Source organism: Calditrichota bacterium (assembly GCA_013151735.1).
In the GTDB taxonomy this organism is placed as follows: domain Bacteria; phylum Zhuqueibacterota; class JdFR-76; order JdFR-76; family BMS3Abin05; genus BMS3Abin05.
On record JAADHR010000141.1, the window covers coordinates 1 to 16,167 of the forward strand.

A 16,167-nucleotide genomic window follows, 5' to 3' on the forward strand; every position below is an offset into this window, starting at 1 on the left:
AAATGAATTTCCACCCCTTTTTTCAATTTCCTCCATCCAGGCCTGAAAAATCGGTTCGGCAGGCACTTCGAAGGGCAATTTGGTCACGACCAGCAGTTCCAGTGCTTCGCCGGGAATATCCACGCCCTCCCAAAAGCTGTTAGTGCCCAGCAGCACAGCCGACCCTTCTTCCTGAAAGAGCCGAACCAGGGAATTTCTTGATCCGTCGACTCCCTGAGCCAGCGTCAGAATTCCTTCGCCTTCAAGCCTGGGTTTAATGTACCGGTAAACCCGTTGCAGCATATCGTACGATGTAAACAGAATTAATGTGCCGCGTTTTGTCTCTGAAATCAAACGCCCCACTAACCCCGAAATCTTTTCTACAAAGCGGGAATCCCGGGGATCGGGGACAAAGGCCGGCACGCCCAGCAGCACCTGTTCCTCGTAATGAAACGGCGATCCGTACGAACGCTCCACCACGCGTTCCGTGTCCACGAACGCGATACCTGTGCGTGATTTGAAATAATCAAACCGTCCGCCCACTGTAAGCGTGGCGGAGGTAAAAACAGCCGTATCCAGAAAATCGTACAGGCGATTTTTCAGAACAGACGCCACATTTACCGGGGATGCCTTCAGCCGGGAATCGTATTTTTTATCTGTTGCCGCCGGCTCGCACCAATAAACAAAATCCGGGCGGTTGGTTTCTACCATCAGGGCCACTGTTTCCAGCAAATCAGCAGCTTGGGAAAGCGCGCCCTCTGCCAGTGAACGAAAAGTCTCCACATCCTCCAAATCCCGCACGGTAAGAAGTGAGAGATGATCGTTCAGGCGAGCCAGCGCCGTTTTTAACTCCCCCAATTCTTCCCGCAAATTTTTCGTATCCGTTTCAAGCGATGAAAAATGGTCATCCCAATTGGAATAACGGATTTTTGCGGTTAGCGGCTGATTTCGACCCAGGTTTTGCTCCCAGGCCTTCTCCCCGAGGTGCAAGAAAAAGCGCCTGCAGGCCTTTTCCAACGTTTCTGTCTGCTGAATTAAAGCGTACACAAGATTGAGTATGGGGCTTTTTCGGGAATCTTCCATCGGAGAAAAATGAAGAGCATCCCGAAGCCGCGGCAGCATGCCCACCTCTTTCCCGACAAACCGGTAGAGCTGGTGCAGAAAACTTTTCACCGTCCGGGAACTCAATTCAACCGACAAATACTTTGTAGCAGCTGCCTCCAGATTATGGGCTTCGTCCAAAATCAGGTTCGAATAGTCCGAAAGAATGGCACGGTTGGCGGTCAGATCACTGAGCAAGAGCGAGTGATTCGTGACGACTACGTCTGCGGTGCGGGCCGCCCGACGGGCACGTGTAACAAAGCAATCCTGAAAATAGGGGCAACTTTGCCCGGGACAAAAATGCGAGTCCGCCTGAAGTCTCCCCCAGAGATCCGGATAAAACGGACGGTGAAAGCCGTTGTTTTCCTCAATATCGCCTGAGAGTGTTTCATTAAACCAGGTAACGATCGGCAGCACTTCCCGGCGTTCCTCGTCGGTCAGCATCTCTTCGTGAGCCCCGGCCAGAAATTGCTTCCATCGATCAATACAAATGTAATTGGTACGTCCCTTGAGAAGAACGGCCCGAAAGGGTTCCGGAAGGTGCTGAAACAAAAAGGGCAAATCCTTTGTAAAGATTTGCTCCTGAAGATTCTTGGTATTTGTGGACACAATTACACGGCCATTTTCCAGAGGCTGCCTTTGTGCCCACAGAATAGAAGGCACCAGATAGGCCAGGGATTTCCCGGTTCCGGTACCTGCTTCGGCCAGCAGAAACGCCTGCTCATTAAATGCCCGGCTCACGGCACGAGCCATCTCCATTTGCTGTTCCCGTTTTTCAAAATCCGGACGGACCGAATTGAGAAGACCTTTGTCGTCAAAAATGGCAGCCACCGAGTCCTCATCAAGCAGGGCAGGATCCTCCGAAACCCGTCGTTCGCGTTTTTCGCCCACGATATTATTTAAGGGAGCTGGAATTTTATTTCGAAAATAGGCGGCCGTTTCCAGCAGTTCTGTGCGGTACTTTTGTGCCGCCTGCAGACTGCGTCGAATCAGATTCGAGGTGCCATCCGTCAGAGGAACAAGAATCTGTGAAAAATCGCGCAAAAGCGATTCGGGCAATGTGAGTAAAAGGGGCAAAAGGCGGTCAAAGAGCTGGATTTCAGAAAAAACATCGTCAAGCGCCCGATGAGTAGTGGTAACGTCAATTTCAAAAAAAGAAATCAATGTTTCCAAACGATGATTGTTAAGCCGGGGCAAAAGCGTCCTTGCCAGAATCAACGTATCCAGGCGGGGATTTCGAAGCGGCCCCAAAGGGCGGCCTCTGTGAAAAAGGGTTTGCTGCGCCGTGAGATAATCATCCAAAAATCCAAGATCAAATGAAATATTGTGCCCCAGAATGGGTGCGCCATTGATCCAATCAACAAACTCAGGCAGCAATTCGTGGAGAAAGGGCTGAGATTGAAGGTCAACCGAACGAATTCCCGTAAGCCGGGTGATTTGCAGCGGGAGCTCCCCCCGAATGTTGACCAGGCGGCTGAATGTATCCGTGATTTTGCCCGACTCCACCCGGGCGGCTCCGATTTCAATCACCTCGTCCGCGGAAGCATTCAAACCGGTTGTTTCCAGATCGAGCGCCACAAAGGAGGGCAGTCCCAGGGCATTGTAAATCTCCGGTGAGAGCTGCAGTTTTATTTTGGCCACCGATTTCAAAATTGTTGTCTCACGTCACACCGCATATTTTTGTTCCGAAGGTATTACAAAATAAAAAAAATCCCCTGCAAGTGCAAGGGAAAAGAATGACATTGGCGGGGATATCCAGGGGAGTACGGACAGGAAATACGAAAAGCAGGAATTGTTGTTGTGATTTTCCGTTGCGGCGATTCGTAGGGGCGATTTGTCGGAGCGATTCATGAATCGCCCCGACAAAAAAAATCATTCGCGCATTCGCGGCCTATTCCTACGGTTGATTCATTTTATCACCATTGAAAAATAATTTTTGTTTAATCTTTTTGATCTGTCGATCCAGAAAAAAGAGATAGCCGGCAATGCCCGTCCAGATGATTAAAAAAACGATCAATAACACCTCTTTTTTCATCATAACATTTTCTCCTTGATTCTCTCCAGATTTACCCTCAAACGCAGCAGCCAATAATAAAACAGAGTAAATCCAAACATTGATGAGAAAAATACCAGTTTTATTTTCGGCGACATCATTTTACCGGCCTGCGTCGTAAAAACCGGATTTTGCGGATGCAGCGTAAACAGAATTCTGGGCACAACAAAAACCAGAAACGGCACCGTGATGAATGCCAGAATAGAGTAAACAGCTGAAATTTGTGCTTTTTGTTCCCGTGATTCAAGTGCGGACCGCAAAGCAAAATAAGCCGCATAAATCATCAGCAGAACCACAATCGACGTTTCCCTTGGATCCCAATTCCAGAAAGCGCCCCATTCGACTTTTGCCCAGAGTGATCCCGTTATCGTGGCCAAAATGCTGAACAAAAAGCCGATTTCTACTGAAGAAACCGCCCAGATGTCATAGACCAGCTTTTTGGTGCGCAAATACAGGATACCCGAGATTGCAGCCACCAAAAAGGCCAGCGAAGCCACCCACGACATCGGCACATGGTAGAAAATTACGCGGGAGGTGCTTTTAAATCCGGCCGCTTCCGGTGCCAGATACAGGGAGCCGATTATTACGGCAACCATCCAGAAAAATGTAAAAATCTTCATTGATTCAAACCATCTGCTGTTTTGATATTTTTTCATAGGATCCACACAAATTCAAAAAGTAAAATTGAAGCTGTGACAATCACAATTATAAATAAAAGCAACATTTGAATTTCATCCATGCCGGCCGAGATCGAATTGCCCTGAATCGCCAATGCCGTTCCCTGAATCGACAGGATCAAAACGGGCAGCATAACCGGAAAAGAGAGAACGGCAAACAGAGCGCCTTTCGCACTGGTTCGGGAGATGATAGCCGCCATGATAGTCGCCACTGAGGAAACCCCCATGCTGCCAAGCACAATCATCAGGGTAAATGCGGACAGATTCCCCACCGTCATATCCATAAATACCATATAAAGGGGAATAAGAATTAATTCCAATCCCAACAATAACAGAATATTAAACAACCACTTGCCCACAAAAATGGCACTCGGCGAAGCAACCAGCCTCAGTGTATCAGCCGTTTGCTGTTCTTCTTCCCGCACAAAAACATGAGAAAGTCCCGTCATAGCCGAGAAAAAAATGATGATCCACAGAAGCGACGACAGTGTATTTTTGCTTAATTCAGCCGCACCAATGGAAAAGCTGACCACGACCAGAGTGGTAACAGCAAACAGAAGGATTGCATTAATCGCATAACGTGTGCGAAATTCCTGATGCAAATCCTTCTGTAAAATATAGAGTGATTTATACAGAAAGCCGGATTTTCTTATCACCGAATTTTATCTCTTCAGGATTATTCGTTGCAAAAATCAAAATTTTGTTTCTCCTTTGCTCCTCCATCACATCGTAAATAATTCTTTCGCCTGATTCATCAAGATTAGAGACCGGCTCATCCAGAATTAAAACAGGCGGGCGGTGAAGCAAGGCACACACATACTTCATCCGCTGCAACATACCGGAAGAATAGGTGCGCAGTTCATCGAATTCACGGCCGGTTAAACCAAATTTTTTCATCAGCATTTTAAAGTCATCATAATCGACATTCAATCCACGTATTTTTCTGAAGAAGACATAATTTTCGAAAGCCGTAAGATTATTATAAAGCTGCAAATAGGGGCCAACCAAACCAATGGCTGAATAGAGCTGGCTGGCCAATTTCTTTTGATCACCGTAAAAAAATTCTATTTTTCCTTCAATTGGCCGTAAGAGATTACAAACAATTCGAATGAGCGTTGTTTTTCCGGAACCGTTCGGTCCGATCAAGACCAACGATTCACCGCTTTCTATTTCAAAGGACAATTCTTTAAAAATGATTCTTTGATTAAATGCCTGGGTAAGGCCTGTTCCAATGATTTTCCACATGTTTCTATTCCATCAAATACCTTAATGAATTCCGGTTCAGGTCGATTCTGCACACAGGGCGTGCCTCTATTCTTCGACAATTAATTTTCCGTGAATCATATTCATATCACAATGAAAATCATATTCGCCTATCTTATCCGGCATGATCTCAATGATTGTGTTTTGAAAAGCAGGAAGTTCTTTCCGCACCCGAAAATCGGGAAAAACCACCACCTCGGTACACGAGGAGGTTTCTTCCCTGTAGAAATTCAATCGTACGGTTTTATCCTTTTTCACCACAATTAAGTCGGGATCATAACCGCCCTTTACGGATATTTTTACTTCCTGAATGCCTTCTGTATCCTTAGCGCGGACCGTCTGCCGTTTGTACAGAAAGAAGTACCAGATGACGCCGGCCGCAAGAAACAGGCCTGAGATTGTGACAATAATTTGATCTAAACGCATTGTTCTATCTCCAATTTTAAATTCTATGCGGCTGCTTTAAATCTGCGCAGCCGTAATGCATTACTTACCACAGTGACACTGCTGGCTGCCATGGCGGCAGACGCAATAATCGGACTCAACAAGATACCGAAAAACGGATACAGAACGCCGGCGGCCACCGGGATACCCAAAGAATTGTAAAAGAACGAACCAAACAGATTCTGCTTAATGTTGCGCATGGTGGCTTTACTCAATTGAATGGCCGTGGCAACACTGGTCAGTTTTCCTTTGATCAGCGTAATTTCACTGGCTTCCATGGCCACGTCGGTGCCCGTCCCGATGGCGATTCCCACATCTGCCTGAGCCAGGGCAGGCGCATCATTCAGACCGTCACCCACCATGCCGACGATATGCCCTTCTTGCTGCAACTGTTTTACATATTTTGCCTTTTCATTGGGCAGCACCTCGGCAAATACCCTGTCGATATTTACTTGTTTTGCAATGGCCTCTGCCGTTTTGCTGTTGTCTCCGGTGATCATAATAACTTCCAATCCGATATCCTTCAGCTTGCGAATCGCCTCTTTCGAATCCTCTTTCACAGGATCGGCCACCGCAAGAATGCCGGACAGCTTTTGGTTGATCGCAACAAAAATGGGCGTTTTCCCCTGCTCTGCAAATGCCTGCGACTGGTCCAGTACGTCCTTTAAATCTATTTGAGAGGTCTGCATTAATTTCAAATTGCCAAGCAGAACGCTTTGTCCATCAATTGTCCCTTTTACGCCAAGACCGGGAATTGCGGAAAAATCACTCGCCTTGGCAAGGGTCAATCCTTTTTCCTCCGCGCTTTCCACAATGGCCTCCCCGAGCGGGTGTTCAGAGGATTTTTCCAATGCTGCGGAGAGCGCCAGCAGTTCATTCTTGGCCATTCCGTTCAGGGATATGACATCGGTCACATCCGGTTTCCCCAGCGTAATTGTGCCGGTTTTGTCGAGGACAATTGCCGTCAACTTATGCGCGGTTTCAAGCGCTTCACCGCCTTTTATCAGAATGCCGTTTTCGGCACCTTTACCCGTACCCACCATGATTGAGGTTGGTGTAGCCAGACCCAGTGCACACGGGCAGGCAATAATCAGTACGGTAACGAATGTAATCAGAGCAAACGTAAGCTGTGGAGCCGGTCCAAAATCATACCAGACGATAAAAGTTAAAATGGCCGCAACAATGACAATCGGAACAAAATAACCGGAGATCACATCCGCCAGCCGCTGAATGGGTGCCTTGGTGCTTTGTGCTTCCTGGACCATCTTGACAATCTGCGACAACATGGTATCCTTACCCACCTTTGCGGCCTTAAATTTAAATGAACCGATTTTATTAATTGTGGCGCCGATCACTTCATCGCCGCGTGATTTTTTCGCAGGGGTTGGTTCACCGGTTACCATGGATTCGTCTACGGTTGAACTGCCCTCTTCCACGATGCCGTCGACCGGTATCTTTTCACCGGGACGCACAACAACCGTGTCTCCCACCAGGACCTCTTCAACCGGAATGTCCAGTTCTTTTCCGTCGCGAACCACTCGGGCCGTTTTTGCCTGCAACCCAATTAGCCGTTTTATTGCATCCGATGTCCGTCCCTTGGCCTTCGCTTCCAGCACTTTCCCGATAAGAATCAATGCAATAATAATGGCCGTTGTATCATAAAACACATTTCGCAGATTTTCCGGAAAGAGACCCGGTAAAAAGGTCGCAGCAAAAGAGTAAAGAAAGGCTGCACCTGTGCCCACCCCGATCAGCGTGTTCATATCCGCCGAGTGGTGTCGAAAAGCTCTCCAGGCACCAACGTAAAATTGCGAACCGCTCAATATCAGTACCGGAAGAGTCAGCGCAAAGAGGATGATCCAGCGGGTTTGCTGAGGAACGGCTGCCCACGATGGAATCCATTCGGGGAATGAACCAATTAGTATGGGTACCGAAAGAATCGCGGCGAAAAGAAATTTGTGCCACAAACTCTTGTACTCGGCCTCATGCTGGCTCTTTTCCCTGTCTTCCGGTATCTCATCACCGATATGGACGGTCTGATAACCCAAATCCTCAATGGTTTTTTTGATGGCGTTCAGCTGAACCATTTCCGGCAGATACTCAATTCTGGCCTCTTCCGTTCCCGGATTTACGGTCGCCTTTAAAACGCCCGGTATCTTCTTCAGGGCCTTTTCGATTTTATCCACGCAAGATGCGCAGGATATTCCTTTTATTCCTATGCGCAGTACCGCACCGCCCGTTTGGTAACCGGCAGATTCTATCGCTTTCAATAAATCCGGCGAACTGATTTCATTTAAATTATAGGTGACATGGGCCCTTTGATTGGCATAATTCACGGATGCCGTTTGCACACCCTCCACATCTTTCAATGATTTCTCGATCGTCACCGCACACGACGCACAACTCATCCCCACAATGGGAATTTCCAGTTTTAAGTAATTCGCCTGATCGCTGAAGCCCGTCAAGGACGTCACCCCTTCCTTCGTTTTCGAACCTAATTTCTTCTTTTCCATTTTTACTTCCTTTTTCGCGGTCACATCCGAACGGACATATTGCTCAGGATTTTCCTGAAACCGTTCCAGGCACGAATCCGAACAGAAATAATAGGTTTCTCCCTTGTGTTCCAGATGACCTATCGCCTCTTCGGAATCGATTTTCATACCGCAGATTGGATCAACAACTTTCATAACACACTTCCTTAATGGTTAACGTACCACGTATCCTTTTCCAGCTATTATATCAATCATTGTGCCACCTCAATTTATTTGAGAAAGCGCGGATCTCTTAAGCATTTTCACGCCGTTCTCCTCTGGCCAGTAAAAAATGCTATCTCAATTAATAATATATAGGTTATGAAAAAAAGACGGCCTGAAAGCATTCCATCGGATATGGGATAGGTAAGGGTAACAAAAATTGTCCGGCAACCTTTTTCAAAACCATAAAGACAAAAATAATAGAGATTATTCTACACGCATAGAGAATATTCTTCATTTTTAGTGTTGACTATTCTACACAAAAGGAACAGATTAAAATTCTTTAAAAATAAAACAATAGAAAATTAGCTTATCCTCTTGTTTTTTCGGGAGCAATATTTGCATTTTGGCTATGCGTTATTTATTCTGGAAAATGGTATATTTATTGCGATAAAACATACCATAAAAAAATGGAATTTGCCCTCCGCAGAGAGGAAGGACCATGCGGATACACCTATTCAGGAAAACGCAAGCCCCCGGTGGGATCGTGTGGAAAGAAATAGTGGGACGATCGCCCGAATGGCCCTAAAGCTGCCTTGAGAAGATTTATAGCAGAGCGACACTGTTGCGAATTATACGAGATGGAGGAATAGAAAGAGACTAAAATGATAAGCAAATCAAAATATTCTATCGGCGTCGTCATTATTCTGCTTGCATTTGCCATGCTTCTGTACAAGGGATTAAGCAAATCCATGATGGCTTATATGAATGTAAGCGACATTGACAAGATTGAATCACATAATAACGATTCAGTGATGCAGGTTACCGGTATTGTCGTGCCCGGAACAATCCGGAATGATTCAGAAAAACAGCAGCTTTCATTTTTGTTGCGGGATTTAAAAAAACCAAAACAGGTCATTCAAGTCAATTATTCCGGTTTAATACCCGACAGTTTTGAGCCGGGGTTACAGGTGGTCGTAACCGGCACAATTAAAAGCAAACATATTCTGGCCCAGAGGATTCTGACAAAATGCCCATCAAAATATAATAAAAATGATTAGCCGGGAGTTAAAAAATGATTGAATTAGGTGATATCGGGTTAAAATTAAGTCTGGTGTTTTCTCTCTATATTATTGTTGCCTCCATTATGGGAATTAAAAACAGGATAGGGCAATTTCTGGTTAGCAGTCATCGGGCAATCTACAGTTCATTTTTACTGATTTCACTGGCCATGTTCATTCTTGCTCAAGCGCTCATTACAAAAAACTATGAGCTTAAATATGTGGCTGAACATGTAAGCAATCATCTGCCTGTATTTTATGCGATTACGGCACTCTGGGCTGGTCAATCGGGCTCGCTGCTTTTATGGGTTTGGCTGCTTTCACTTTTCAGTGTTGTTGTTGTCCTGCAAAATCGGCATAAAAACCAAACCCTGCATATGCTTCCTTATGTCAACGTTATTTTGGCCTCAATCCAGCTATTTTTCCTTATTATCCTTGTATTTACCAGCAGCCCCTTTGAAAGATCTGCCTTTCACATTTTCGAGGGACAGGGGTTAAACCCGTTGCTGCAGAATCCGGGCATGATTTTCCATCCGCCCACATTATACCTGGGATATGTTGGCTTCGCCATACCGTTTGCCTTCGCCATAGCGGCATTAATAACAAGACGATTGGATAACGAATGGATTAAAACAACCCGGCGCTGGACTCTGTTTTCGTGGCTTTTTCTCAGCATCGGCATATTGCTGGGCGCCAAATGGGCCTATGTGGAATTGGGATGGGGCGGTTATTGGGCCTGGGACCCGGTTGAAAACGCCTCACTGCTCCCCTGGCTGACTGGAACAGCATTTTTGCATTCCGTTATGATCCAGGAACGAAAGGACATGTTAAAAATATGGAATATGAGTCTCATCGTCATGACCTTTCTGCTGACCATATTCGGCACTTTTGTAACACGAAGCGGAATCATTTCATCGGTTCATTCATTCGGCAATTCCAATCTCGGACCGCTATTCCTGATTTTTATGCTCTGGGTTGTCCTGGGTGCATCCTATTTGATTGTTTCGCGCCGCAAAGAATTGCGCAGCCGAAATCAACTCGATTCCGTTCTTTCCAGAGAATCAAGCTTCCTCTTTAATAATTTAATACTGGTTGCCGCCACATTTGCCATATTGTGGGGAACGTTGTTTCCTATTCTTTCAGAAGCGGTACGGGGGATAAAGATTACGGTCGGGCCTCCTTTTTTCAACACCGTTAATGTCCCGATTGCCATCGCCTTAATACTGCTCACGGGAATATGTCCCCTCATTTCCTGGCGCAAAGCGACCCTGAATAATTTTCTGCGCAATTTTCTGATTCCATCCGGTGTTTTTTTTACGGCGCTGATAATCCTGCTCATTACCGGTATGAGACAGATCGCTCCACTCTTAACATTCAGTCTCAGTGCCTTTGTATTGTCTTCCATATTTCTTGAATTTTACCGGGGTACCCGTTCCCGCATACGCTACCACAACGAAATGATCTTTACCGCTTTTAAAAACCTGGTCCTTAAATACCGGAGGCGATACGGCGGCTATATTGTGCATACCGGAATGATCTTGATCTTTGTCGGGATTGCGGGATCGTCCGCATTCAAAATTGAAAAGGAAAAGCTGATGAAAAAGGGGGACAATCTGAAGATTGCCAACTACGAACTGACATTCATGGGATTAGACCAATACAATACGCCCAATGCCCAGGTTAGCACCGCCTCATTCCGCGTAAAAAATGGTCCCAACTATGAAGGCATCGCCACCCCTTCCAAACACTATCATCCTCTCCAAAAACAAACTATGACCGAGGTTTACATATCGTCCAGTCTAAGGGACGATCTCTATTTAATCCTGGGAAAAATTAATGCAAATGGCTCTGTTTTTATTAAAGCCGAGATTATTCCCCTGGTGGCCTGGATCTGGATAGGCGGTTATATCCTCATTGCAGGAACACTTTTCACGATGTGGCCATCAAAAAGGAGAAAATCTGTTCCGGAAACCAAACCGCTTGCGAAGAAAAACAAGGCATTTGTTCAGCTACCGCAGGCTTAATCGAATTAGCTTGAGGCTGTTATGAAAAAACTATATCCAATCCTGTTTATCGGTTTTCTTCTGATTTTCCCCCTGTCGGTTAGAGGGAATATTTCCACTAATGACGTTCAAAAATATTTGATTTGCACATGTTCGTGTCAAATGGCGCTGAATAATTGTGAATGCGGAACGGCCGCACAAATGCGCACACAAATTACGGGGTTAATCGAGCGCGGCTATAGCAAAAATCAGATCCTTGCCGTTTTTGTCAAACAGTACGGCGAAAAAGTTCTTTCCACCCCGGCCAAAAAAGGCTTCAATTTAACGGCATGGATATTACCCTTTTTACTGCCTATTATCGCAGGCTTTTTATTGGTCAAAGGGATACGCCGGTGGAGCAAAAAACAGAAAAATGAGCACCCATCCAATACAAAGACTCTGGACAAAAAGGATGCCGATGAGCTAAAAAAAGAATTGGACCAGTTTGAGGAAGGAGAAGATTCATGATAGTTGTTTTTGTGGGCGCAATAAGCGTCATTTTAATGGGTTACGTTCTTTATCCTCTGTTGCAGGAAAACGATCGGCTCCGTTACATCCCGGAAGGAATGATTCCTTTCCGCCTGATAAAATTGAACCAAAAAAAGAATGAACTCCTTGCGACGCTAAAAGAACTTGAATTTGAACACCAGATGGGAAAAATATCTCTGTCGGATTATAATCAACTCAAACAAAAATATGAGCTTGAGACGGTGCAAATTTTTAAGGATATCAAAAAAAATGGGGGGGATTCCGGGAAAAGAGCCGAGATTGAAGAAAAAATCAGAGCCTATCGTCAGAAGTTAAAAAAGAGCAAAATCGAACCCAATAATCTCAGAAAGAACCCAAAATGAAAAAATCTATTCTTGCAATTTGGATTGGGCTGTTAATTTGGGGTGGAATTGCAGAAGGCGGAGAGATTACAGGAACCGTTCAGAATGGCACGGCAGGCTTTTCCGTCCCGCGTTCACTCGCCGTGCAGCTAAACCGCTATAAAAACGGGCAACAAGACAATCGATTCCAGCCGAAAACCACGATCAGGGGAAGAAACACTTTCGTTTTCAAGAATCTGCCAGAAGATTCAGACTATGTTTATGAACCGATGGTCTATTATCAAGGGGTTAAATATTACGGTGAGGCGAAAAAACTTTCACCCCAAATGCCTGCCGCTGAATCGCATGTTTTAATTTACGAAACCAGCCGCAGCGATTCCGCCGTATCCGCACTCATTCATCATCTTTTCATCAGACCGGCAATTGGTTTTATCCAGGTAAATGAGATGCTGGTTTTGAAGAATAGAAGCGACCGAACCTATATTGGCCCCCCGGTACAAGGGGAAAAATTTCATACCCTCAATTATCGGCTGCCGCCCGATGCAGCAAATGTCCAATTGGGGAAAGGCTTGATGTCCTGCTGCATTGTGTTTGTGCCGGGCGGGTTTTATGATACCATGGAATTGCTGCCAGGAAAAAAAGAAATCTATTTTTCCTACATCATCAAAACACCCAAAAAAGAGCTGGATTTGATCAAACCTCTGACTATTTCAACGGCTGTTTTTGACGTCTTTACAGATGATCCCAATATACAACTTTCAGGGGAAGGATTTTCCGAAATACCCGTCAAGGGTTCGAAATTCAGGCGGTTTGAAGCACGGGACTTTAAGCCCGGACAAAAAATAAGGCTTCATATTACCGGACTACAGGGTAAACCGACGGACATTGGCACGATATTAATGATTGTTTTTATTGCGGTTCTGTTATTTATTGTTATCCTCGTTGCAAAAAGAATTAAACGGGATAAGACGCTGTCAGTGCCCTCATCTCCTCAAAAAGACCCCAGTGTATCAGATTATTTTTTGCGGCAAATTGCTGAACTGGATGAGGCCTTTGCAAACCAAAAATTGGAAGAGAGTGACTATCGGGAAAAACGCAAAGAATTATTAACCATGTTAGAAAAGCTGGAGAAAAAATAGGATAAATCCCAAAAAGCAAGCCACAGCCATCCACAAATTAAATTTGTGGATGGCACAGAGGAATTAAAAAATTTATGGACATCTGCGTCTAAATCTGCGAAATCTGTGGTTAAAAAAGAAAAAATTTTAAATCAGATAAAAAAACCCTTGACATTTTCATATTTTGGTCATATATTGTCTACCAATATGATCAAGAATATATTTTATTACATCCGGGTTCAATGAAGATCTCATTTAAGGGTGATTATGCGCTAAAGGCGGTGCTCGACCTGGCGCTGCATTACGATCACGGTAAAATTCAAATTACCGATATTGCAAAACGGCAGGATATTCCTCTTAAGTACTTAAGTCAAATTTTGCTGATTCTAAAGGGGGCGGGTTATGTTCAAAGCCGGCGGGGGCCAAACGGCGGTTATTGGCTTGCAAAAGCACCGGCAAAGATCACGCTGGGCGAAATTATACGACTTATGGATGGCCCAACCTCCCCCATCGCCTGCGTGAGCAAGTCGGGTTACATCAAGTGCGATGATGAACCCTTTTGTCCGTTTGTTGACATCTGGATCAAAGTAAGAGACGCAATTAACGAAATTGTAGACCATACAACATTTGAAGACATATGCAAAATCGCGAAAACAAAAAAAACAAAATCAAATTTCATCTACTACATTTAGCCCTTAGTCGTTCAATAGGCGGCTTACCCTTCTGTCCACTTCCTGAACTCCATTAAGACATACTTAATTATCTGCAGTCCGTTTGTTTTTAATCTTATTCTCTATTTATCTGATCATAAAAATGGATTATTCCAAATGGACTTGATCTAACTCCATCCACTGACGGAGAAATTTTGTTGTAATCATATTCTATTCAGCAGTCTCGCACCCACCCTTTTGTGGATGTTGGGACAAAAACTCATTAGCGGAGCTGTATAAAATTCAAATCTTTAACGAAATTGAAGGAGAGCACCTATGAAAATCGCACAAAGCGTCATTGATCTGATCGGCAACACCCCACTGGTTCGGCTGAACAAGACGGTACCGGAAGGGTCACATGTGTATGCAAAATTAGAATATTACAACCCGGGGAGCAGCGTCAAGGACCGCATCGGGGTAAATATGATTCTGGAAGCCGAACGTTCCGGCCGTCTCACGCCCGGTACAGTGGTTATTGAGCCAACCAGCGGCAACACCGGCATTGCGTTGGCGTGGGTGTGCGCCGTGAAGGGCTATCGCCTGATCCTCACAATGCCCGAGACGATGAGCAGCGAGCGGCGGAAGATGTTCCAGGCCTTTGGTGCCGAGATGGTTCTGACACCGGCAGAAAAGGGCATGTCCGGCGCCATTGAAAAGGCAAACGAACTGGCAGGTCAGTTCGATCGTGTATTCATCCCCTCCCAGTTTGAGAACCCGGCTAATCCGGACATCCACCGAAAGACCACGGCTCAGGAAATCTGGCGTGATACCGACGGTCAGGTGGATGTGTTTGTGGCCGGTGTTGGAACGGGCGGTACGATCACCGGTGTGGGTGAGGTTCTTAAAAAGAAAAAGCCCTCCGTAAAGATCATTGCCGTTGAACCGGCGGAGTCCGCTGTTCTCTCAGGAGGAAATCCGGGACCGCACATGATTATGGGAATTGGTGCCGGATTTGTACCCAAAGTCTTCAACCGGCAGGTGGTTGATGAGATTATCCAGGTTTCCAACGAGGAGGCTGCTGCCATGACCAAACGTCTGGCCCGGGAGGAGGGAATTATTGCCGGAATTTCTGCCGGGGCGGCGGTACACGCGGCCTCCAAGGTAGCCGCCCGCAAGGACTTTGCAGGAAAACGGATCGTTGTTATTATTCCGGATACGGGAGAACGATATTTGAGTTTGTCCTTGTTTGAGGATTAGCGGAAGAACCGGCCGCTGGTTATTAGTACAGAACGGTTATGTAACCGGGAAAAACAGGAGAATAGATATGAAATTAATTGTAAACGGAGAAAATCAGGAATATGAGGGAGAGCTTTCCGTGGAGTCCCTGTTGTCAAAATGCGAGGTCAAAAGACCCGAGATGGTCAGCGTGGAGCTGAACGGTCAAATCATTCCCCGCGATCAGTACGCCGATGTGCGTGTGAGCGACGGAGACACGGTGGAATTCCTTTACTTTATGGGAGGCGGTTCTTATGGAATTAACAGATAGCCAGGTTGAGCGGTACAGCCGCCATATCATTCTTGATGAAGTGGGCGGAGTGGGGCAGGAAAAAATACTGGCTGCCCGGGTGCTAATTGTCGGCGTGGGCGGACTGGGTTCGCCAGCCGCGCTGTATCTGGCGGCGGCCGGAGTGGGAACCCTCGGACTTGTAGACAGCGATCGTGTCGATTTGAGCAATCTGCAGCGGCAGATTATTCACACCACTCAGGACATCGGCCGGCCCAAAACCGCTTCGGCAAAAGAATTCATCGGACGGATGAATCCCGATGTCCGTGTGGAAACCTATACGTATCGGCTAAACGCCGACAATATCCGGTCGATTGTCAAGGAATACGATTTCATCATCGACGGCACCGACAATTTTGCCACAAAATTCCTCATCAACGATGCCTGCGTATTCGAAAACAAGCCTTTTTCTCATGGCGGTGTACTTCGCTTCAGCGGCCAGATCCTCACCGTTCTTCCCCATCAGACGGCGTGCTACCGGTGTGTTTTCATTGAGCCCCCGCCGCCCGGCTCTGTGCCGAGCTGCTCAGAGGCGGGTGTGCTGGGCGTATTGACGGGCACCATCGGGACACTTCAGGCAAATGAGGCGCTGAAATACATCCTTGGGATTGGGAAACTATGCACCAATCGCCTGTGCATGTACGATGCCTTATCGGCCCAATTTCGAATCAAACCCGTTTCGAAAAACAGCC

Annotated in this window: 16 protein-coding genes (1 of these 16 only partly in view); 9 read left to right on the top strand and 7 right to left on the bottom strand. The window is 46.0% G+C overall.

Annotated elements, in window-relative coordinates:
• The 7 genes from GXO76_10085 to GXO76_10115 all read right to left on the bottom strand — a co-directional run.
• A partial coding sequence (locus tag GXO76_10085) for a DEAD/DEAH box helicase family protein (GenBank protein ID NOY78202.1) occupies positions 1–2,721 on the bottom strand: 2,721 nt, incomplete at its 3' end.
• A 256-nt stretch (positions 2,722–2,977) separates the two neighbouring features.
• On the bottom strand, positions 2,978–3,118 hold the full coding sequence (locus GXO76_10090) for a CcmD family protein (protein NOY78203.1): 141 nt from the start codon (positions 3,116–3,118) through the stop codon (positions 2,978–2,980).
• A complete protein-coding gene (gene ccsA / locus GXO76_10095) occupies positions 3,115–3,753 on the bottom strand; it encodes a cytochrome c biogenesis protein CcsA (protein NOY78204.1) in 639 nt (212 codons plus the stop codon). The genes GXO76_10090 and ccsA overlap by 4 nt, the downstream gene beginning before the upstream one ends.
• Before the next feature lie 32 nt (positions 3,754–3,785).
• Positions 3,786–4,466 carry an ABC transporter permease gene (locus GXO76_10100; GenBank protein ID NOY78205.1) on the bottom strand — a complete coding sequence of 227 codons (681 nt, stop codon included), beginning with the start codon at positions 4,464–4,466 and terminating at the stop codon, positions 3,786–3,788.
• Entirely contained in the window at positions 4,438–5,055 is a 618-nt protein-coding gene (locus GXO76_10105; protein NOY78206.1) for an ABC transporter ATP-binding protein, read from the bottom strand. Before GXO76_10105 ends, GXO76_10100 begins: the two co-directional genes overlap by 29 nt.
• Before the next feature lie 66 nt (positions 5,056–5,121).
• Entirely contained in the window at positions 5,122–5,499 is a 378-nt protein-coding gene (locus GXO76_10110; GenBank protein ID NOY78207.1) for a cupredoxin domain-containing protein, read from the bottom strand.
• Positions 5,500–5,522: 23 nt separating this feature from the next.
• Positions 5,523–8,204 (bottom strand): heavy metal translocating P-type ATPase, encoded by a 2,682-nt coding sequence (locus tag GXO76_10115; GenBank protein ID NOY78208.1) that lies wholly within the window; start codon positions 8,202–8,204, stop codon positions 5,523–5,525.
• A gap of 671 nt (positions 8,205–8,875) precedes the next feature.
• Between GXO76_10115 and GXO76_10120 the strand changes: the two genes are divergently transcribed.
• From GXO76_10120 to moeB, 9 genes are all read left to right on the top strand, one after another.
• The gene (locus GXO76_10120) at positions 8,876–9,271 is read left to right on the top strand and encodes a cytochrome c maturation protein CcmE (GenBank protein ID NOY78209.1); all 396 of its coding nucleotides are present in this window, start codon (positions 8,876–8,878) and stop codon (positions 9,269–9,271) included.
• Positions 9,272–9,285: 14 nt separating this feature from the next.
• Positions 9,286–11,295 (top strand): heme lyase CcmF/NrfE family subunit, encoded by a 2,010-nt coding sequence (locus GXO76_10125; protein NOY78210.1) that lies wholly within the window; start codon positions 9,286–9,288, stop codon positions 11,293–11,295.
• A gap of 21 nt (positions 11,296–11,316) precedes the next feature.
• Complete coding sequence (locus GXO76_10130) at positions 11,317–11,781, top strand: hypothetical protein (protein ID NOY78211.1); 465 nt, start codon at positions 11,317–11,319, stop codon at positions 11,779–11,781.
• Positions 11,778–12,164, top strand: a complete 387-nt coding sequence (locus GXO76_10135; protein NOY78212.1) for a hypothetical protein — start codon at positions 11,778–11,780, stop codon at positions 12,162–12,164. Before GXO76_10130 ends, GXO76_10135 begins: the two co-directional genes overlap by 4 nt.
• Complete coding sequence (locus GXO76_10140; protein ID NOY78213.1) at positions 12,161–13,282, top strand: hypothetical protein; 1,122 nt, start codon at positions 12,161–12,163, stop codon at positions 13,280–13,282. The genes GXO76_10135 and GXO76_10140 overlap by 4 nt, the downstream gene beginning before the upstream one ends.
• A gap of 221 nt (positions 13,283–13,503) precedes the next feature.
• The gene (locus GXO76_10145) at positions 13,504–13,953 is read left to right on the top strand and encodes an Rrf2 family transcriptional regulator (protein NOY78214.1); all 450 of its coding nucleotides are present in this window, start codon (positions 13,504–13,506) and stop codon (positions 13,951–13,953) included.
• 294 nt (positions 13,954–14,247) lie between these two features.
• Complete coding sequence (gene cysK / locus GXO76_10150) at positions 14,248–15,168, top strand: cysteine synthase A (GenBank protein ID NOY78215.1); 921 nt, start codon at positions 14,248–14,250, stop codon at positions 15,166–15,168.
• Positions 15,169–15,235: 67 nt separating this feature from the next.
• A complete protein-coding gene (thiS, locus tag GXO76_10155) occupies positions 15,236–15,457 on the top strand; it encodes a sulfur carrier protein ThiS (protein ID NOY78216.1) in 222 nt (73 codons plus the stop codon).
• Positions 15,441–16,167: the start of a molybdopterin-synthase adenylyltransferase MoeB gene (moeB, locus tag GXO76_10160; GenBank protein ID NOY78217.1), read on the top strand. It continues 2,825 nt past the right edge of the window; only the first 727 of its 3,552 coding nucleotides appear in the window; its start codon is at positions 15,441–15,443; its stop codon lies beyond the right edge, outside the window. Before thiS ends, moeB begins: the two co-directional genes overlap by 17 nt.